Source organism: Pseudomonas sp. GV105, from assembly GCF_003058185.1.
GTDB classification, from domain to species: domain Bacteria; phylum Pseudomonadota; class Gammaproteobacteria; order Pseudomonadales; family Pseudomonadaceae; genus Aquipseudomonas; species Aquipseudomonas veronii.
Map to the genome: position 1 here is coordinate 1 of NZ_QBUF01000008.1, position 18,229 is coordinate 18,229.

The following is an 18,229-nucleotide window of genomic DNA, read 5'->3' on the forward strand; positions in this document are numbered from 1 at the left end:
GGGAGGCGAATTCTACAGCGTTACACGCTGCTGTCAACACCTCTTTTTCTCCGCTTTCGACCGAGAAGATCGAAACGTTAATAGAGCCAAACAACATTGCTCTACCAACTCCTTCCAGGCTTCGATGAACTGAAGCAGGTCGCTGTCGAATCTTGCGTAACTCTTTGTTTACCAAGGAGTTTTCCGTTTCGACTGCGCCGGAAGTGGGGCGAATTATAGACGTCCAGGATTTGCCGTCAAGGGTTAATTACGCTTTTGTTGCAGAAGGTGCTTTTTTCGCAATAAGGCGCGGAATTCGCCGCATCACCGGCGGTATCCGCAGGACAAGAAGCAGCGCACCTATAGAAGCATAGATAGCCCACTCCTTCAGATCCGCCCGCACGATCCACAACATATGCAACAAGCCAAGCCCAAGCACGCCATACACCAGGCGATGCAACTTCTTCCAACGGCTGCCCAACCGACGCTGACTGTAGCGATTCGACGTCAGCGCCAGCACCAACAAAGACAGGAAACCCAGGGCCCCCACAATAATGTAGGGGCGCTTACTCAATTCCACCCCCAACTGCGACCAATCCAGCCCCAGGACAAACACACAATATGCCGCCAGGTGCAGCACCACATAAGCAAAGCACCACAACCCCAACTGGCGCCGCACCGCGATCCACCCTGCCCAACCGCTCAACTTCTGCAACGGTGTCATCGCCAGGGTAATCAGCAGCAGGATCAACGTGCCCAAGCCCAGCCGGTCAACCAGCACCTTGCCTGGGTCCGGCCCCAAGGCAGAACGCCACGCTTCGTACAGCCAGAGCAACGGCCATACCGCGGTGGCGATAAACACGCCGATGCGCCAGATCGGGAAACGCATCAGTAGTTCTTCCGCAGGTCGAGGCCGGTATAGAGCGCCGCCACCTCATCCGAGTAACCGTTGAACATCTGCGTCTCGCGCACATTCGGGCTGAACAGACCACTCGGCAAGCGCCGTTCACGCGCCTGGGTCCAACGAGGGTGGTCGACCGTCGGGTTCACGTTCGCATAAAACCCGTACTCATTCGCCGCAATACTTTGCCAGGTGGTTTTCGGCTGCTCGCTCACCAAGCTGATACGCACGATGGACTTCACGCTCTTGAAGCCATACTTCCATGGCACCACCAAACGCAACGGCGCGCCATTCTGGTTAGGCAACTCGCGCCCATACATCCCCACCGCCAGAATCGCCAGGGGATTCATCGCCTCATCCAGGCGCAGCCCTTCTACATAGGGCCAATCGATCAAGCCAAAACTCGAGCGCTGGCCCGGCATGCTTTTGGGGTCCTGGAGGGTTTCGAAGCGGATGTACTTGGCTTTGGAAGTCGGCTCAACCTGCTTGAGCAACGCCGAAATGGGAAAGCCCATCCATGGAATGACCATCGACCACGCCTCCACACAGCGCAGACGGTAGATTCGCTCTTCCAATTGATACGGCTTCATGAAGTCTTCCAGGGCGTAACGCCCCGGCTTTGCGACCTCGCCATCGATCACCACACTCCAGGGTTCGGTCTTGAGCGAACCTGCATTCGCCGCAGGATCGCCCTTGTCCGTGCCGAACTCATAGAAGTTGTTGTAGTGGGTCGCGTCCTTGAACGGGGTGATGGCTTCGTCCTTGACGGTTACCGCCTGCCATTTCGTACCCGGCAGTTTTTCGGCAAACCAGCCTGGCGCCTTGCCTGGCTCGACATCCGCATAGCGCGCGGCATCGTCAGCGCTGGCCCAGCGCGGCAAGCTGCTGGCGGCAACACCGGCCAGCGCACCACCGAGCAAGCTACGGCGAGACAGGTAGAAGGATTCAGGAGTGACGTCCGATTCATGACAATCGGACGCTTTGGGCAATTTGATTAACATGGCAACTCCGCAGCATTGGAGAACTGATGCACCAATAGACTGCGGAGTATGGGGGAAATTACATTAAGGCAATGTTTTGTCCCGACGCAGTTGCAGCAGATACTGAACTGGCCCGGAAGCGGCATACACCAGGAACACCAGCAGCAGAATACGCGGCGGATCGCTGAAGACCACGGCGAACACCAGCACCACCGCAAGGATGGCCACGAAAGGCACGCGCCCCTTGAGGTCGAGCTCCTTGAAGCTGTTGTACTTGATGTTACTGACCATCAGCATGCCGGCGGCCGCAACCATCAAGGCCACCAGGAACGACATCTTCGATCCCTGGATGCCGTAGTCACTGAACGCCCAGACGATCCCCGCCACCACGCCCGCAGCAGCCGGGCTGGCCAGGCCGATGAAGTAACGCTTGTCAGCGGTCCCCACCTGGGTGTTGAAGCGCGCCAGGCGCAACGCGGCGCCCGCGACATAGATGAAGGCCACCATCCAGCCGACCTTGCCCATGTCACCCAGGGCCCAGGCAAACGCCAGCAACGCAGGCGCGACACCAAAGGCAACCATGTCCGACAGCGAGTCATACTCGGCACCGAAGGCGCTTTGGGTATTGGTCATGCGCGCAACGCGCCCATCGAGACCGTCGAGCACCATGGCGACGAAGATGGCGATCGCCGCAAAACCGAAGTACTTGCTGGCACTCACCGCATCACCCGCCGCCAGCGCACTCTGGGCGCTCATGGAGTTGATGATGGAGTAGAACCCGGCAAACAGGTTCGCCGTAGTGAACAGATTGGGCAGGAGATAGATGCCACGATGCCGGACCTTGCGGCCTTCCGCGTCATGCCCTTCTTCAACATGTTCATCGATCGGTAGCAGGCTATCGGCGTCAGAAGCCTGGTTTGGCTCTTCGGGACGTTCGCTCATGGACTTTACCTTGCAACGGTGTGAAAAAATTCGACAGATACTTGCGGCGAGTGTTCGCCCGCAAACGATGCAGCTTTATACCAGAACCAGCCACCCAAACGAAAAAACGCGGCCTAAGCCGCGTTTTTTCTAGATGCATCCGACTTAGTTTTTGGCTTTGTCGACGATCTTGTTGGCACCGATCCACGGCATCATGGAGCGCAGTTGCTCGCCGATGATTTCGATACCGTGAGCGGCGTTGTTACGACGCTTGGCGGTCATCGAAGGGTAGCCGGTAGCGCCTTCGCTGATGAACATTTTGGCGTATTCGCCGTCCTGAATGCGTTTCAGGGCGTTGCGCATGGCCTGACGGGACTCGGCGTTGATCACTTCCGGGCCAGTCACGTACTCGCCGTATTCGGCGTTGTTGGAGATCGAGTAGTTCATGTTGGCGATACCGCCTTCGTACATGAGGTCCACGATCAGCTTCAGTTCGTGCAGGCATTCGAAGTAGGCCATTTCCGGCGCGTAGCCGGCTTCAACCAGGGTTTCGAAACCGGCTTTGACCAGTTCAACGGTACCGCCGCACAGAACAGCTTGTTCGCCGAACAGGTCGGTTTCAGTCTCGTCCTTGAAAGTGGTTTCGATGATGCCGGTACGACCGCCACCAACGCCGGCAGCGTAGGACAGTGCAACGTTCTTGGCGTTGCCCGACGCGTCCTGGTAGATCGCGATCAGGTCAGGGATACCGCCGCCTTTGACGAACTCGGAACGCACGGTGTGGCCCGGGGCTTTCGGCGCGATCATGATCACGTCGAGGTCAGCGCGTGGCACGACTTGGTTGTAGTGGATCGCGAAGCCGTGGGAGAAGGCCAGGGTGGCGCCCTTCTTGATGTTCGGCTCGATTTCGTTCTTGTACAGCGCGGACTGGAACTCATCCGGGGTCAGGATCATGACCAGGTCGGCAGCGGCAACGGCAGAAGCAACGTCAGTCACTTTCAGGCCGTGGGCTTCAGCCTTGGCAACAGTGGCCGAGCCTTTGCGCAGGCCAACAGTCACGTCAACGCCGGAATCTTTCAGGTTGCAAGCTTGCGCGTGGCCCTGGGAACCGTAGCCGATGATGGCGACTTTCTTGCCCTGGATGATCGACAGGTCACAATCTTTATCGTAATAAACTTTCATGAGGTTCCTCTATATATCCAGGCCTTAAGGCCATTCACTAATTTGGGTTAGATGCTGAGTACTTTGTCGCCACGGGCAATCCCGGTGACACCACTGCGTACGGTTTCCAGAATCGAGGCCGTCCCGATCGACTGGATGAAGCTGTCCAGCTTGTCGCTTGTACCGGTCAATTGCACGGTATAAACGCTGGCGCTCACATCGACGATCTGCCCGCGATAAATGTCGGTAGTACGCTTGATCTCGGCACGTTGGGCGCCCGTGGCCTTGACTTTAACCAGCATCAGCTCGCGCTCGATGTGGGCACTTTCCGACAGGTCGACCAGCTTGACCACTTCGATCAGCTTGTTGAGGTTTTTGGTGATCTGCTCGATCACCTCATCGTGGCCCACGGTGGTCAACGTCAGGCGCGACAGGGTCGGGTCTTCGGTCGGTGCCACGGTCAGGCTTTCGATGTTGTAGTTGCGTTGCGAAAACAAGCCGACAACACGAGACAGAGCGCCGGGTTCGTTCTCCAGAAGCAGGGAGATTATGTGCCGCATGATTAGGTACGCTCCGTCTTGTTCAGCCACATGTCACGCATAGAGCCGTCTTTGATCTGCATCGGGTAGACGTGCTCGCTGGTATCCACCTGAATATCGATGAACACCAGGCGATCCTTCATGGCGAACGCTTCTTCCATCTTCGGCTTCAGATCTTTCAGATCGTTGATGCGAATACCGACGTGGCCGTAAGCCTCGACCAATTTGACGAAGTCGGGCAGCGATTCCATGTAGGAATGGGAGTGACGACTACCGTAGCTCATGTCCTGCCATTGACGAACCATGCCCAACACGCCGTTGTTCAGGCACACGATCTTCACCGGAAGGCCGTACTGCAGGCACGTCGACAGCTCCTGGATGTTCATCTGGATGCTGCCTTCGCCGGTGACGCATGCAACGTCGCTGTCCGGGAAGCTCAGTTTGACGCCCATGGCCGCAGGGAAACCAAAGCCCATCGTGCCCAGGCCACCGGAGTTGATCCAGCGGTTAGGCTTGTCGAACTTGTAGTACTGCGCGGCGAACATCTGGTGCTGGCCCACGTCGGAGGTCACAAAGGCATCGCCCTTGGTCACTTCGCACAGGGTCTCGATCACGGTTTGTGGCTTGATGATGCTGCCGTCGCCCTTGTCATAAGGGAACAGACCGCGGTCACCGCGCCATTCGTCGATCTGCTTCCACCAGCTGGCGACAGCTTCTTTGTTCGGCGTCTCGCCGATTTCCTTCAGCGCAGCGACCATTTCGGTCAACACGCTTTCCACCGGACCTACGATCGGCACGTCGGCCTTGATGGTCTTGGAGATGGACGCCGGGTCGATGTCGATATGGATGATCTTGGCATTCGGGCAGAACTTGCTCGCGCCGTTGATCACCCGGTCATCGAACCGCGCGCCCACGGCCAGGATCACGTCGGCGTGGTGCATGGTCAGGTTGGCGGTGTAGCTGCCGTGCATGCCGAGCATGCCGACGAACTGACGGTCCGTACCCGGGAATGCGCCGAGGCCCATCAGGGTGTTGGTCACCGGCAGGTTGAGCAGCTTGGCCAGTTCGGTCAACGGTGCGGAACCGCCGCCCAGAATCACGCCGCCGCCCGAGTACAGCACCGGACGCTTGGCCGCCAGGAGCATTTCTGCCGCCTTGCGGATCTGCCCCGAGTGCCCACGAACGGCCGGGCTGTAGGAACGCAGCTTGGCTTTCTTCGGGAAGACGTATTCGAATTTCTCGGCCGGGTTGGTCATGTCTTTCGGGATATCGACCACTACAGGGCCCGGGCGACCGGACTGTGCGAGGTAGAACGCCTTTTTCATGACTTCCGGGATTTCCGAGGCATGCTTGATCATGAAACTGTGTTTCACGATCGGCCGGGAGATACCGATCATGTCGGTTTCCTGGAATGCATCGGTACCGACCATGGTGCTAGCGACCTGGCCGGAAATGATCACCATCGGGATGGAGTCCATATAAGCAGTCGCGATGCCGGTAATGGCATTGGTTGCGCCTGGACCGGACGTTACCAGTACCACGCCGGCTTTACCGGTGGCACGGGCATAACCGTCAGCCATATGGGTTGCAGCCTGTTCGTGGCGAACCAGGATGTGGGTAACAGCCGGTTCCTTGAACAGTGCGTCATAGACGTGCAGCAGAGCACCACCAGGGTACCCGTAGATATAGTCAACGCCTTCGTCACGCAAAAAGCGGACGAGCATCTCACCGCCAGATAAAAGCTCCACGTTGTTCACCTCTAAAACGCCAGAATACCGTCCGTTAAAAACCGACGGGTCTTAATAGGTTTACTTCTCAACAGAGCATGAGCGACGGTGGTCGCCGACTACGTCAGCACTGACTGAGCAAGTATTGGGATCGTCCCAAGTGTTGCGGGCTCTTCCCACCCAGCGCGAGGTAACGCGTTGCGGGTGTAACAGGTCGGCGCGGATGTGCGCCTCATGATCTGCTGAGCGGGCCTGCTTCTGGCAGTCCCGATACAGCGGACTTTGGATTCTTCTGTTTCAGGCCCTTCAAGTCAAGCAATAATTGCGCTTTTTTCCAACTAAGCGCATGAGAACGTAGAAGAAAGGGCTTTGAGGAGGGATAAAACTCGCCTGAATGTCGTCAAGCGGTAGAAATGTGCGCAAGACTGCCGGAAAAACCGGCAGCCAGGCAATTAACGAGCGTCGACGATCAATTGGTCGAACTTTTTCAGCGCATTGCGCAAACCCTGGCTTTCCAGCGGCCGGTCGGTGTAGACCATCTCGGCCATCTCCATGATCCCGGAAGCATTTGGCAACGGCAGGTTCTGTTCGAGGATCTGCTTCATTCGCACCAGGAAGATCCACTGCAGCCACTGGTGGAAGTCCAGGGTGTCGACCGAAAAGGGCTCGACGCTGCTGAGCGCCTCGGCGCTGGGGGACACCTCGTCCCACCAGCCCTGCAGGCGCAATTCGCACTCAATCAGCAACAGCTGTTCGGCAATCGCTGGAAAACGCGCATCCATCAGAGGCTGACCTTGGCTTTCTGCCGAGCCTGGGCGGCACCGGCAGCGTCGCCTTGTGCGGCACGCGCATCACCGATCAAGGCCCACAGGCTGGCCTGCAGGTCAGGACGGCCGCTGGCCAGGGTCAGGCCACGACGGGCAAACTGTTCGGCTTGCGGCGCATCGCCCTGGGCCATCCGCACCTGGGCCAGGCGATACAGCACCTGCGGTTCACGCGGCGCAACGCGCTGGGCGCGCTCGAGGCTCGACGATGCACCGTTCAAGTCGCCACCAGCCTGCTGTTGCTGGGCAGTGGTGAGCAAGGCCAGTACCGGGCCGTCCAGTTGCTCGTCAGCCGACAGGCCGCCCGCGCTGGAGGACGACGGAATGCCGCTTGGCGTCGACGGCATGGTGTAGGTGTTCTGGTTGATCGGCGCGGCCTGGACCGGCGTGGAGTCAATCGGCCCCGACGTGCTTGGCCCTGGCGTCCACGGCTCGGCGCTGATCGGCGCCGATGTCGCAGCACCGGCGCCCGGCACCATCACCACCACACCCGAATCCTGCGGCACGGCGCGGGTCGCAGCCTGGGCAGGACGCTTGGTCACGGTCTGGCGGAAACCGCCATTGGCCGAGATCCGATCGTTATTGGAGACGGTTGTGCTCGAGTCCACCACGGGAATGGAGCCGCGCTGAACGCTGGAGCAACCGCCGAGCAAAGCCAGAGCTGTAATAGCTGGAATCCACCACTTGTTCACTTGAAACCCTCTTTGCTTAATTCATCCAGCCCTTGACCCAATCCATCACCGATTCCGCGCTTGCAGGGGCACTGCCACCGCACGCGGCACCGGGAGGTGGTTCGCTGCCGCGAATATACGGCATCTGCACCGCGCCCGGACAGTTGGCATCGGAGCCCTGGCCGGTGTGCGGATCAATCCAGGCCTGCACGATGTTGTCCGGCTGCGGCATGCTCAGCGGCAACGGATCGGCCTTGCGCATGAAACTGGTCCAGACCTGCAACGCACCGGTCGCGCCGGTGAACGGCGTCTTGCCGTTGTCATCACGCCCCAGCCAGACCACGGCCAGCACATCCTGACCGAAGCCGGCGAACCAACTGTCACGCGAATCGTTACTGGTGCCGGTCTTGCCCGCCAGTGTCAGGTTGGAAGGCAGGACCTTGTACACCGAGCTACCGGTACCTTCGCGCATCACACGCTGCATGGCGTTCTGGATCAGGTAGATGGAGCCCGCGTCGAAACGCTGCTGAATCTGGAACGGATAGCGCTTGAGCGGTTCGCCTTCGGCCGTCAGCACGCTGCGAATGCCGCGCATCGGCGTGTTGAAACCACCGTTGGCGAGGGTCTGGTACATGGTCGCCACTTCCATCGGCGTCATGGCACCGGCGCCCAGAAGCATCGATGGGAAGGCCGGGAATTCGCGGGTGATGCCTAGGCGCGCGAGGGTCTTGAGGACGTTCGGCACGCCCACTTCGAGCCCCAGGCGCGAGGTCGAGATGTTGTAGGAATGCGCCAGCCCCTGGTACAGGAACACCGTACCGTGAGAACGACGATCGAAGTTCTGCGGGGTCCAGACCTGGCCGTCAGCACCTTTGACCGACAGCGGGTCGTCCGACAGCCAACTGGTCAGGGTGTATTTGCTCGGTTTTTCCAACGCCGTCAGGTACACCGCCGGCTTGACCAGCGAGCCGATCGGCCGCACCGCGTCCAGCGCACGGTTGAAACCGGCGAAACTGGCCTGGCGGCTGCCGATCATGGCCTGGACTTCACCGGTTTCCGGGTTGGTCACCACCATGGCTGCTTCGACTTCGTCGGAGCCTTTACGGCCCGCCAGACGCTTGAAGGTGTCGTTGACCGACGCTTCGGCTTTCATCTGCAGGATCGGGTCGAAACTGGTGAAGATGCGCAGGCCTTCCTCGGTCAAGTCTTCGTCGCGGTAGTCTTCACGCAACTGGCGTTTGACCAGGTCGATAAAGCCCGGGAAGGAGCTGTCCGCCAGCTTGCCGCGGGTGGTCACGCCCAGTGGCATTTTCTTCGCCGCAGCAACCTGTTCCGCCGTGGCCACGCCCTGCTGCTCCAGCACGTCGAGCACCAGGTTACGCCGCTCAAGCGCGCGTTCAGGATTGCGCCGCGGGTTGTAGTAGGACGGCCCCTTGACCATGCCCACCAGCAACGCGACCTGATGCAACTTCAGCTCGGACAGCGGCTGGCCGAAGAAGAACTGGCTGGCCAGCCCGAAACCGTGGACCGCGCGCTGGCCGTCCTGGCCGACGAACACCTCGTTGAGGTAGGCCTCAAGGATTTCCTGCTTGCTGTAATGCAGCTCCAGCAGCATCGCCATCATGGCTTCGGTGAGTTTACGGGTCAGGCTGCGCTCGTTGGTGAGGTAGAAGTTCTTCACCAATTGCTGGGTCAGCGTACTGCCGCCCTGGGTCATTTTGCCGCCGGAGGTGTTGACCCAGATCGCACGGGCAATGGACTTCGGCGACACGCCCCAGTGGCTGTAGAAATCGCGGTCTTCCACGGCAACCAGGGTTTCAAGCAGATACGGCGGCACCTGATCGAGCTTGATCAGGATGCGATCTTCCAGGTTCTTCGGGTAAATCCCGCCGATCATCAACGGTTCCAGGCGCACCACGGGCAGCTTCGAGCCATTCAGCGACGACAGCTCGGCCACGTAGTCGCCGGAGAAGCGCACGCGCACCGGCTGGGGTTTTTCCAGGCCTTCATAGAACTGGAAGCCGCGGGTGTTCAAGTCCACGGTATTGCCGCTGACGGCCGCAGCGCCGGGGCCATTGCTCACAGGTTCGCGGCGGTAGCCCAAGGCGTCGAGTTCGGTGAGGAAGTCATCCTTGCTCAGCTTCTGGCCGGTGAACAGCTCCAGCGGACGGGCGTACACCTTGGCCGGAATGGTCCAGCGCTTGCCGGAGAATTTTTCCTGGACCACGGCATCGAGGTACACCGCAAAGCCGGCGAGCACCACAAGACCCACCAGGCTGAGCTTGAGCGCCCAGCCCAGCCACGGGCGCAGGCCGCGGGAAGGAGGTTTTTTACGGGAACGGGGAGATCGGGTTCGAGTCATGGCGGCGGATTATACGCACTTTATCGATGATCAACATGAGCCGGACAGCGGTTTGCACAGCAGGCGTCAGCAGCCATAATGCCCGCCATGATTTCCCCTGACTTTGAAGGATCGCCCGTGAGCCAGCCCCTGATTGCCGCCCTGCAGAACCCGGCTTTATACCCCCATCCGGTTGAAGCGTTCCAAGTCATCGAGACCCATATTTCCTGGGTCATACTGACCGGCCCTTACGCTTATAAACTGAAGAAACCGGTGAACTTCGGCTTCCTGGACTTCACCAAACTGGAAGATCGCGGGCATTTCTGCAACGAAGAGCTGCGCCTGAACCAGCGCCTGACCAAAGATTTGTATCTTGAAGTGTTGCCGATCACCGGCACGGCCGAAGCGCCGCAATTGGGCGGTGACGGTCCGGTCATCGAATACGCGCTGAAAATGCGCCAATTCCCGCAAAGCCAGTTGCTCAGCACCTTGCAAGCCAACGGTGAGCTGACCAACGCGCACATCGACGAGATGGCCAAACAGATCGCGCACTTCCACCTCACCGCACCGAAAGTGCCGCAAGAGCACCCGGCCGGCACCCCCGACGAGGTGATGGCACCGGTACGCCAGAACTTCGATCAGATCCGCCCGTTCCTCAGCGACAAAGCCGACCTGCTGCAACTCGAAGCCCTGCAAGCCTGGGCCGAAAGCAGCTTCGAACGCCTCAAGCCGCTGCTGGCACAGCGCAAGCACGATGGTTTCACCCGCGAGTGCCACGGCGATATCCACCTGGGCAACGCCACCTTGATCGATGGTCACGTGGTGATCTTCGACTGCATCGAGTTCAACGAACCGTTTCGCTTCACCGACGTGTACGCCGACACCGGCTTCCTGGCCATGGACCTGGAAGACCGCGGCCTCAAATCCCTGGCACGCCGGTTCATCAGCCAGTACCTCGAACTGACCGGCGACTACCAGGGCCTGGAAGTGCTGAACTTCTATAAAGCCTACCGCGCACTGGTCAGGGCCAAAGTCGCGCTGTTCAGCATGCCCAGCGAAGCGAGCCCGGTGCAGCGCGCCACCACCCTGCGCCAGTACCGCAACTACGCCAACCTGGCGGAGAGCTACAGCATTATTCCGTCGCGCTTCCTGGCGATTACCCACGGCGTTTCCGCTGTAGGCAAAAGCCACGTGGCCATGCGTCTGGTGGAAGCCTTGGGCGCCGTTCGCCTGCGTTCGGACGTGGAGCGCAAGCGCCTGTTTGGTGAACAACAGGGGGAAAACACGCCCCAGGCCGGCATCTATGCTGCCGGCGCCAGCGCGAAAACCTACGCCCGCCTGAACGAGATCGCCGAGACCGTGCTGCGCGCCGGGTTCCCGGTGGTACTGGATGCGACCTTCCTGAAACGCGCACAACGCGATGCCGCCGCCAAAGTCGCCGAAGCGACGGGCGCGCCGTTCCTGATCCTGGACTGCAATGCGCCGCAGGCCGTTATCGCCAGTTGGCTGGCACAACGTCAGGCAGACAAGAACGATCCGTCTGACGCTACATTGACGATCATTGAAGAGCAGCAAGCCCAACGCGAACCGCTGACAGCCGAAGAGCTGTTGCTGAGCAAGCGCGTCGAGACCAATCAAAGCGGAACCCTCGATGCACTGGTCGAGCAAATTCGCCAGCGCATGCCTGGTCTGTAAGAAAAACTTCTTGGTCGCGTCGTCACCTTAGGCGAGCGGCCAAGCAATAGTGGCACTATAATGGCGCCATAAATCCAACAGGTGTCGCTATCATGAGTCAGCCCAAGCTTCTTGATACCCCGCTCTATTCGCTTCTGCATAAAGACGATATCCGCGGTTTCAACCAGGAACGCCCCAAAGACGGCGTCATCGACATGCGCGGTGGCGACTTCCGCGGGCTGGATCTGCGCGATCTGAACGCCAGCGGCGTGGACTTCACCGATGCGTACTTCCGTTCCGCCGATTTGCGCGGGCTGGACTTGCGCGACTGCTCACTGGAAGGCGCGAGCCTGGCCCATGCGCAGATATCGGGCACCTACTTCCCGCCGGAACTGACGGCCGACGAGATCCTCATGTCGGTCAATTTCGGCACGCGCCTGCGCTACCGCACCAAGTAACACGCCCTCCCAAGCCCCCGGTCTCGTGCAAGACGGACCGGGGACTTCGCGCCTGCCCGCAATAAAACGTCGACGCCATCCTTATAAGCTTTTGCGCCATTCCTGACCAAAGAACTACGCTTTTCCTACTGAGCGCTACACTCCTTTTCAGGCTTGCCTGGTCACGACACCCACCGCACCATTCGGCCGTCGCAAGGAGGCTCGATGAACGATGAGCTGCAACACCTGAGAAACCTTGGCAAGACCTCGGCGCAATGGCTGCATGCGGCGGGCATCCACAGTGCGTCAGACCTGCGGCGCCTGGGCGCGGTCGATGCTTATCGAGCCGTTCGCACGCGTGGCTTCCGTGCCTCGAAAGTCTTGCTGTATGCAATCGAAGGGGCATTGATGGATGTGCATTGGAACGACATTCCTGCCGAACGCAAGGAGGCGCTGAACCGCCAATTGGATGCTATCTCGGCGCGCCAGAAGAATTAGATCGACGACCCCACCCGCCGCTGACAAAGATTCCGGACAAGGGCCTGTGAAAACAAATCTTGACTCTCAAATGAGAATTGTTATGATTATCACAACTGGTCGCGAGATCAGCCGATAACTGAAAGACCATTGGTTCGGACTCTCAGATTATCTCCTCATCAGGCTAATCACGGTTATTTGACCCGGCTCTTGCCGGGTCTTTTTTTGCCGGTAAAAAGCCTCAGCGCGCAATGATCAACGGATGCCCGCGCTCCGGATGCGGCTGCACCAGCACATCCAGCCCGAAGACCGCTTTGAGCGGCTCAGGCCGCAGAACCTGTGCCGGGGTATCCAGCGCATGGGGGCGGCCCGCGTCGAGCAACAGAATCCGGTCGCAGTAACGCGCCGCCAGGTTCAGGTCATGCAGAATCACCAGCACTGCTGCGCCACGGTCAGCAAAGCGGCGTATCGCCTGCAAGGTCGTGTGTTGATGCAAAGGGTCAAGCATCGAGGTCGGCTCATCCAGCAGCAACGTCTGCCCCGCCTGCCCGGGCCATAACTGCGCCAGCACCCGCGCCAGGTGAACGCGCTGCCGCTCGCCGCCCGACAAGGCCAGGTAACTGCGACCGCTCAAGTGCCCGACATCCGCGGCCTGCAACGCGGCATCGATAATCTCGTCATCCCGCACGCGCCCGGTCTGATGGGGCAAGCGGCCCATGCCGACCACCTCTTCGACACGAAAGGCGAAATCCAGGGTTGAAGCCTGCGGCAACACGGCCAGGCGTTGCGCGCGTTGCGACCCGCTCCAGTCTTTCAGTTCGTGCTGATCCAGCCACACCTGGCCTTGATCCGGGTGCAGTTCCCCGCACAACGCGCCCAGCAACGTGCTCTTGCCCGCGCCATTCGGGCCCAGTACGCCAAGCACCTGGCCGGGCAACAGGTCCAACGTGACATCCGCCAGTACGGTTTTGCGACCGCGACGAATCCTCAGCCCTTCCACTCGCAGCATCAGGCGCGCCCTCGCAACAACAGGTAAAGAAAAAATGGCGCACCAATCAACGCGGTGACGATACCGATCGGCAACTCCGCCGGCGCCAAGGCCAGGCGCGCGACCAGATCCGCCAACAGCAGCAAGCTCGCCCCCGCCAGCACCGAGGCGGGTAACAGCACGCGATGATCCGGCCCGGCCAACAATCGCACCAGGTGCGGCACCACCAGGCCGACGAAGCCGATCATCCCCGCTGCCGCCACCGCCGCGCCCACGCCCAATGCGGTGCAGAACACCAATTCGCGCTTGAGCCGCTCAACATCGACCCCGAGATGAGCGGCCTCGGATTCGCCGAGCAACAGTGCATTCAATGCCTTCGCCCGCCGCGGCAGCCACAGCGCCACGCCAGCGCTCACCAGCAGCAACGGCCACAGGCGCGAATAGCTGGCGCCATTGAGGCTGCCCAGGTTCCAGAAAGTCAGTGTGCGCAGGGTGGCGTCATCGGCCAGGTAGGTAAACAAGCCCACCGCCGAGCTGGCGAGCGCCGTGAGGGCGATACCAGCGAGCAGCATGGTCGCGACATGGGTCTGGCCGTTGCGCCGCCCCAGCCGGTAGACCAGCGCCGTCACCCCCAACCCACCGAGAAACGCGCACAACGACAACAGATACGGGCCGAACACCTCCGGCAACCCACCCAGAAACGAGCCACCGACAATGGCGAAGGCCGCACCGAGTGCCGCGCCGCTGGATACCCCGACCAACCCCGGATCAGCCAGCGGGTTGCGAAACAACCCCTGCATCGCTACGCCCGACAAGGCCAATACACCGCCCACCGCCAGCCCCAGCAAGGTCCGCGGCAAACGGATCTGCCCGAGAATCAGCTCCGCCTGCTCCAGGCCACTGGCCTCGATCGGCACGCCCATCAGGCGCAAGGCCGCCCTGAGCGTATCCAGCAACGGCAGGCTGACCGGCCCCAGCGCCAATGAAAGCCAGATCGCCAGCACACACAACAGCGTCAGGCCGATAAACAGCGTTCGGGGTTTCACCAGCGTACTCATGGGGCAGACGTGGCCTGGGACGGATAGAAGCCGGCCGACAACTGCACCAGGCTTTGCGGCAGACGCGGCCCGAGCCCGCCGACCAGCAGCGTCGGGTCCACCTCAAACACCCGTGCCTGTTTAGCCGCCGGCGTGGACGCCAGGATCGGGTTCTCCTTGAACAAGGCCGCACGCGCCGCCTCGCCGGTCAGCGCACGGTCGGCAAACACCAGCACCTCGGGGCTCAACCCGGCCAACGACTCCATGGAAAACGGCTTATAACCGCTGTGGGTCGCCAGGTTGCGCCCGCCCGCCTGCCGCAGCATCCAGTCAGCCGCCGTGTCTTTGCCAGCGATCAGCGGCTTGCCGCCGGCATTGCCGAGCAGCATCAACACCCCCGGGGCCTTGTGTGTGGCCTGGGCTGTGGCAACCCAACGTTTCTGCCGGTCAAGCGCCTGTTCATACGCGGTAAACAATGCATGGGCCTTGGCCTCACTGCCCAACAACCTCCCCAGGTGTTCGAGGTTGCCTTTCAACGTCGGCAAATCCGGCTGCGCCGAGAACATTTCCACCTGCACCCCGGCGTTGCGAATCTGCGCCAGCACCGGCGGCGGCCCCATTTCCTCGGTGCCCACCAGGACCTGCGGGCGCAGACTGAGAATGCCCTCGGCCGACAACTGCCGCTGATAACCGACGCTCGGCAATGCCTTGAGCGAAGCCGGATGCTGGCTGGTGGTGTCGACGCCCACCAACTTCGACTCACCGCCCAGGGCCGTCACCCACTCCGATAACGCGCCGCCAGCACTCACCCAGCGTTGCGGCAGTTCCGAGGCGTGCGCCCCAGGGTTGAGCATCAGTCCGACAACAAGCGCGATAGCGCTGGCACTCAAGCGCATAACAGGGTTTCCTTCCAGGGGCGGGGCTGCTGAAACACTCATGGATGTGACAGATACCTCTTGCCGGGCATCGTACTGAGCGCCCAGTCAGCTAACGGGCGAAGCCTGCATTTGATAATTGTTTGCATTTGAACGTCAAGGCACTTAAGGATTGGAATGAAGTTTCTCTGCCCCTCCGACACCCTCGCCCCCAACAGCAGCCGTGGTTTTGATATCGACGGGCACAAACTGTTGGCCGTGCGCCGGGATGGCATCGCCTACTTCTATCGCAATCGCTGCCCCCATCGCGGCGTCCCCCTGGAATGGCAGCCCGATCACTTCCTCGACGCCAGCGCCAGCCTGATCCAATGCGCCACCCACGGCGCGTTGTTCCTGATCGAGAGCGGCGAGTGCATCGCCGGCCCCTGCGCGGGTCAAAGCCTCACGGCCCTGCCCGGCCGCGAAGACGAACAGGGCCTGTGGGTAGAACTCTAGTCGCCGAGCAGCACGTCCAAGCGGCGTTCGACGTAAATTTCCTCGGCCGTGACACGCACACCATACGCCAGCACTTCCACGCCCGCGGCCTTGGCCTCGCGCAGGGCGGCAGCGTAGGCCGCGTCGATTTCCACGGCCGGGCGCACGGCCTCGATCCCGGACAGGTTGACGCAATACAGCTGCACCGCCCGCACACCATCCCGGGCCAGGTGCGCCAGCTCGCGTAGATGCTTGGCACCGCGCTGGGTCACGGCGTCCGGAAACGCCGCAATCGAGGTGCCATCGAACCCCAGCGTCACACTTTTGACTTCGACATAGGCCGCCCCCTCGGGGTAATCCAGGCGAAAATCAATGCGGCTGTTCTCCTGACCGTAAGGCACTTCACGCTTCAACGCGCTAAAGCCGTTGAGTTCGGTGATGACCCCGGCATGCAACGCCTCCTCAACCAGTTGATTGGCACGCGCCGTATTGACGCACGCGAGGCGGCCTTGAGGCGTCTCGGCAATTTCCCAGGTGCCGGGCAACTTGCGCTTGGGGTCAGTGGAGCGACTGAACCAGACCTGCCCGCCCTCGACCATGCAATTGAGCATCGAACCGGTATTTGGGCAGTGAATGGTCAACAACTCGCCGGTAACGGTTTCGATATCGGTGAGAAAACGCTTGTAGCGGCGAATCAGCCGCGCCTCTTCGAGGGGAGGATGAAAGCGCATCAGCCCTGCCAGCTCCGCAGCCCACGGGCGATGCGCTCTACCGCCTCTTGCAGCCGATCAAGGTTTTGCGTGTAGGCAAAGCGCACATGGTGGCCGGCTTGATAACGACCGAAATCCAGCCCGGGGGTGAACGCCACATGTTCGGTCTCAAGGAAATGACGGCAAAACGCGAAGGCATCACCGCCGAACGCGCTGATATCGGCGTACAAATAGAACGCCCCTTCCGGTTCGACGGCAATACCGAAGCCCAACTCGCGCAGGGCCGGCAGCAGGAAGTCGCGACGGCGCCCGAACTCGGCACGACGCGCTTCCAGGATGCTCAGGGTTTGCGGGGTGAAGCAGGCCAACGCCGCGTACTGCGCCATGCTCGGAGCGCTGATGTAGAGGTTTTGCGCGAGCTTCTCCAGCTCACCGACGGCATCGGGCGGTGCCACCAGCCAACCCAGGCGCCAGCCGGTCATGCCGAAATACTTCGAAAAACTATTCAGGACAAACGCATCATCGTCGACTTCCAGCACGCTGGCCGCCTCGGTGCCGTAAGTGAGGCCGTGGTAGATCTCGTCCACCACCAAATGGCCGTTACGCGCCTTGATGGCACTCGACAACCCCGCCAGTTCGTCCCGCGTCAGGATGGTGCCGGTGGGGTTGGCCGGCGATGCGACCAGCGCGCCCACGCTGTCCTGGTTCCAGTGCTTGGCCACCAGGTCGGCGGTCAATTGATAACGCACGTCCGGACCCACGGGCACCAACTGCGCCGCGCCTTCCACCAGGCGCAGGAAGTGGCGGTTACACGGGTAACCCGGGTCGGCCAACAGCCAGTGTTTACCAGGGTCCACCAGCAGGCTGCTGGCCAACAGCAACGCGCCGGAGCCGCCCGGGGTGATCAGGATGCGCTCGGGGTCCACGCTCAGGCCGTAGCGTTGCTGGTAGAAACCGCTGATGGCATGGCGCAGCTCCGGCAGGCCGCGGGCTGCGGTATAGCGGGTTTTGCCATTGGCCAGCGCGGCCTGGCCGGCCTGGATGATCGGCTCGGCGGTGGTGAAATCCGGTTCGCCGATTTCCAGATGGATGACATCATGGCCTGCCGCTTGCAGCTCATTGGCTCGCGCCAGCAACGCCATGACATGAAAAGGTTCGATGGCGCGACTGCGCGCACTGTAGGGCTGAGCCATTAGCCTTCCTTAACGGTGAGGACAAAAACAGCGATTCTACCGAACCCTCGCGGTAAAACATGCTCTATTGCCTGCCAGGCCGTCCACGATGAACCCGGCAAGCGCTTGCAAAACGACTAAAATCAACCTTCGAGACGATTCATACCCAGCCACAGCGGGTTGCTGCTGTTTGCAACCCCTGCGTGATGGGCCTCGACAACCGGGAGTGGCGCACCCTGAATCTATCTGGTAAGTTCGCCCGCTTGCAGCCGCAGGGCCGGCAGGTGTCGGTGACGTTGCAATCCTGCGCAATGGATTAGAAGAGTGAGAGGCGGTCTATT

18 protein-coding genes are annotated in these 18,229 nt (G+C 60.8%); 4 read left to right on the forward strand and 14 right to left on the reverse strand.

All coding sequences use genetic code 11. The features are described 5' to 3' along the window. Nucleotides 1–247: 247 nt before the first annotated feature. The 9 genes from msrQ to mrcB form a co-directional block, all read right to left on the reverse strand. Nucleotides 248–868, reverse strand: coding sequence for a protein-methionine-sulfoxide reductase heme-binding subunit MsrQ (gene msrQ, locus C8K66_RS16590; RefSeq protein ID WP_046382059.1), 621 nt, complete (start codon nucleotides 866–868; stop codon nucleotides 248–250). Further along, nucleotides 868–1,881, reverse strand: a complete 1,014-nt coding sequence (gene msrP / locus C8K66_RS16595) for a protein-methionine-sulfoxide reductase catalytic subunit MsrP (protein WP_017847455.1) — start codon at nucleotides 1,879–1,881, stop codon at nucleotides 868–870. Before msrP ends, msrQ begins: the two co-directional genes overlap by 1 nt. Before the next feature lie 63 nt (nucleotides 1,882–1,944). After that, complete coding sequence (gene pssA / locus C8K66_RS16600; protein ID WP_017847454.1) at nucleotides 1,945–2,802, reverse strand: CDP-diacylglycerol--serine O-phosphatidyltransferase; 858 nt, start codon at nucleotides 2,800–2,802, stop codon at nucleotides 1,945–1,947. Nucleotides 2,803–2,946: 144 nt separating this feature from the next. After that, the gene (gene ilvC, locus C8K66_RS16605) at nucleotides 2,947–3,963 is read right to left on the reverse strand and encodes a ketol-acid reductoisomerase (protein WP_003212125.1); all 1,017 of its coding nucleotides are present in this window, start codon (nucleotides 3,961–3,963) and stop codon (nucleotides 2,947–2,949) included. Nucleotides 3,964–4,010: 47 nt separating this feature from the next. Then, complete coding sequence (gene ilvN, locus C8K66_RS16610) at nucleotides 4,011–4,502, reverse strand: acetolactate synthase small subunit (RefSeq protein WP_003176102.1); 492 nt, start codon at nucleotides 4,500–4,502, stop codon at nucleotides 4,011–4,013. A 2-nt stretch (nucleotides 4,503–4,504) separates the two neighbouring features. After that, nucleotides 4,505–6,229 (reverse strand): acetolactate synthase 3 large subunit, encoded by a 1,725-nt coding sequence (locus C8K66_RS16615; protein WP_046385175.1) that lies wholly within the window; start codon nucleotides 6,227–6,229, stop codon nucleotides 4,505–4,507. A gap of 431 nt (nucleotides 6,230–6,660) precedes the next feature. Beyond that, complete coding sequence (locus C8K66_RS16620; protein ID WP_108525425.1) at nucleotides 6,661–6,990, reverse strand: YqcC family protein; 330 nt, start codon at nucleotides 6,988–6,990, stop codon at nucleotides 6,661–6,663. Further along, nucleotides 6,990–7,724: a M48 family metallopeptidase gene (locus C8K66_RS16625; protein ID WP_046382058.1), complete on the reverse strand. Its 735-nt coding sequence runs from the start codon at nucleotides 7,722–7,724 to the stop codon at nucleotides 6,990–6,992. The genes C8K66_RS16620 and C8K66_RS16625 overlap by 1 nt, the downstream gene beginning before the upstream one ends. Before the next feature lie 16 nt (nucleotides 7,725–7,740). After that, nucleotides 7,741–10,065 carry a penicillin-binding protein 1B gene (gene mrcB / locus C8K66_RS16630; RefSeq protein ID WP_026140090.1) on the reverse strand — a complete coding sequence of 775 codons (2,325 nt, stop codon included), beginning with the start codon at nucleotides 10,063–10,065 and terminating at the stop codon, nucleotides 7,741–7,743. Nucleotides 10,066–10,182: 117 nt separating this feature from the next. Here mrcB and C8K66_RS16635 point away from each other — a divergent pair, with 117 nt between their 5' ends. The 3 genes from C8K66_RS16635 (at nucleotide 10,183) to C8K66_RS16645 (ending at nucleotide 12,653) form a co-directional block, all read left to right on the forward strand. Further along, nucleotides 10,183–11,739: a bifunctional aminoglycoside phosphotransferase/ATP-binding protein gene (locus C8K66_RS16635; protein WP_108525427.1), complete on the forward strand. Its 1,557-nt coding sequence runs from the start codon at nucleotides 10,183–10,185 to the stop codon at nucleotides 11,737–11,739. Nucleotides 11,740–11,831: 92 nt separating this feature from the next. Beyond that, a complete protein-coding gene (locus C8K66_RS16640) occupies nucleotides 11,832–12,176 on the forward strand; it encodes a pentapeptide repeat-containing protein (RefSeq protein ID WP_017847447.1) in 345 nt (114 codons plus the stop codon). A 204-nt stretch (nucleotides 12,177–12,380) separates the two neighbouring features. Beyond that, complete coding sequence (locus tag C8K66_RS16645) at nucleotides 12,381–12,653, forward strand: TfoX/Sxy family protein (protein ID WP_017847446.1); 273 nt, start codon at nucleotides 12,381–12,383, stop codon at nucleotides 12,651–12,653. Nucleotides 12,654–12,873: 220 nt separating this feature from the next. Here the strand turns inward: C8K66_RS16645 and C8K66_RS16650 are convergent, their stop codons facing one another. From C8K66_RS16650 to C8K66_RS16660, 3 genes are read right to left on the reverse strand one after another with little or no spacing between them, the layout of a single operon-like run. After that, complete coding sequence (locus C8K66_RS16650; RefSeq protein WP_046382057.1) at nucleotides 12,874–13,641, reverse strand: heme ABC transporter ATP-binding protein; 768 nt, start codon at nucleotides 13,639–13,641, stop codon at nucleotides 12,874–12,876. After that, complete coding sequence (locus tag C8K66_RS16655) at nucleotides 13,641–14,624, reverse strand: iron ABC transporter permease (protein ID WP_164887008.1); 984 nt, start codon at nucleotides 14,622–14,624, stop codon at nucleotides 13,641–13,643. Before C8K66_RS16655 ends, C8K66_RS16650 begins: the two co-directional genes overlap by 1 nt. 50 nt (nucleotides 14,625–14,674) lie before the next feature. Further along, nucleotides 14,675–15,553, reverse strand: coding sequence for a hemin ABC transporter substrate-binding protein (locus C8K66_RS16660; protein ID WP_046382055.1), 879 nt, complete (start codon nucleotides 15,551–15,553; stop codon nucleotides 14,675–14,677). A 156-nt stretch (nucleotides 15,554–15,709) separates the two neighbouring features. On the opposite strand from C8K66_RS16660, the gene C8K66_RS16665 reads away from it, so the two are divergent. After that, the gene (locus tag C8K66_RS16665) at nucleotides 15,710–16,027 is read left to right on the forward strand and encodes a Rieske 2Fe-2S domain-containing protein (RefSeq protein WP_046382054.1); all 318 of its coding nucleotides are present in this window, start codon (nucleotides 15,710–15,712) and stop codon (nucleotides 16,025–16,027) included. Here C8K66_RS16665 and sfsA read toward each other — a convergent pair. Together sfsA and C8K66_RS16675 are read right to left on the reverse strand one after the other, a co-directional pair. After that, complete coding sequence (gene sfsA / locus C8K66_RS16670) at nucleotides 16,024–16,737, reverse strand: DNA/RNA nuclease SfsA (RefSeq protein ID WP_017847441.1); 714 nt, start codon at nucleotides 16,735–16,737, stop codon at nucleotides 16,024–16,026. The two genes, C8K66_RS16665 and sfsA, sit on opposite strands and share 4 nt — an antisense overlap. Beyond that, nucleotides 16,737–17,909 (reverse strand): pyridoxal phosphate-dependent aminotransferase, encoded by a 1,173-nt coding sequence (locus tag C8K66_RS16675; RefSeq protein ID WP_046487535.1) that lies wholly within the window; start codon nucleotides 17,907–17,909, stop codon nucleotides 16,737–16,739. Before C8K66_RS16675 ends, sfsA begins: the two co-directional genes overlap by 1 nt. Between the last annotated feature and the right edge of the window lie 320 nt (nucleotides 17,910–18,229).

What these genes read in the sequence shown, in the direction of transcription:
- sfsA (WP_017847441.1), bottom strand. Translation starts at nt 16,737, where the DNA reads ATGCGCTTTCATCCTCCCCTCGAAGAGGCGCGGCTGATTCGCCGCTAC.
- C8K66_RS16665 (WP_046382054.1), top strand. Translation starts at nt 15,710, where the DNA reads ATGAAGTTTCTCTGCCCCTCCGACACCCTCGCCCCCAACAGCAGCCGT.
- ilvN (WP_003176102.1), bottom strand. Translation starts at nt 4,502, where the DNA reads ATGCGGCACATAATCTCCCTGCTTCTGGAGAACGAACCCGGCGCTCTG.
- C8K66_RS16620 (WP_108525425.1), bottom strand. Translation starts at nt 6,990, where the DNA reads ATGGATGCGCGTTTTCCAGCGATTGCCGAACAGCTGTTGCTGATTGAG.
- pssA (WP_017847454.1), bottom strand. Translation starts at nt 2,802, where the DNA reads ATGAGCGAACGTCCCGAAGAGCCAAACCAGGCTTCTGACGCCGATAGC.
- msrP (WP_017847455.1), bottom strand. Translation starts at nt 1,881, where the DNA reads ATGTTAATCAAATTGCCCAAAGCGTCCGATTGTCATGAATCGGACGTC.
- C8K66_RS16640 (WP_017847447.1), top strand. Translation starts at nt 11,832, where the DNA reads ATGAGTCAGCCCAAGCTTCTTGATACCCCGCTCTATTCGCTTCTGCAT.
- C8K66_RS16645 (WP_017847446.1), top strand. Translation starts at nt 12,381, where the DNA reads ATGAACGATGAGCTGCAACACCTGAGAAACCTTGGCAAGACCTCGGCG.
- C8K66_RS16650 (WP_046382057.1), bottom strand. Translation starts at nt 13,641, where the DNA reads ATGCTGCGAGTGGAAGGGCTGAGGATTCGTCGCGGTCGCAAAACCGTA.
- C8K66_RS16660 (WP_046382055.1), bottom strand. Translation starts at nt 15,553, where the DNA reads ATGCGCTTGAGTGCCAGCGCTATCGCGCTTGTTGTCGGACTGATGCTC.
- msrQ (WP_046382059.1), bottom strand. Translation starts at nt 868, where the DNA reads ATGCGTTTCCCGATCTGGCGCATCGGCGTGTTTATCGCCACCGCGGTA.
- mrcB (WP_026140090.1), bottom strand. Translation starts at nt 10,065, where the DNA reads ATGACTCGAACCCGATCTCCCCGTTCCCGTAAAAAACCTCCTTCCCGC.
- C8K66_RS16675 (WP_046487535.1), bottom strand. Translation starts at nt 17,909, where the DNA reads ATGGCTCAGCCCTACAGTGCGCGCAGTCGCGCCATCGAACCTTTTCAT.
- ilvC (WP_003212125.1), bottom strand. Translation starts at nt 3,963, where the DNA reads ATGAAAGTTTATTACGATAAAGATTGTGACCTGTCGATCATCCAGGGC.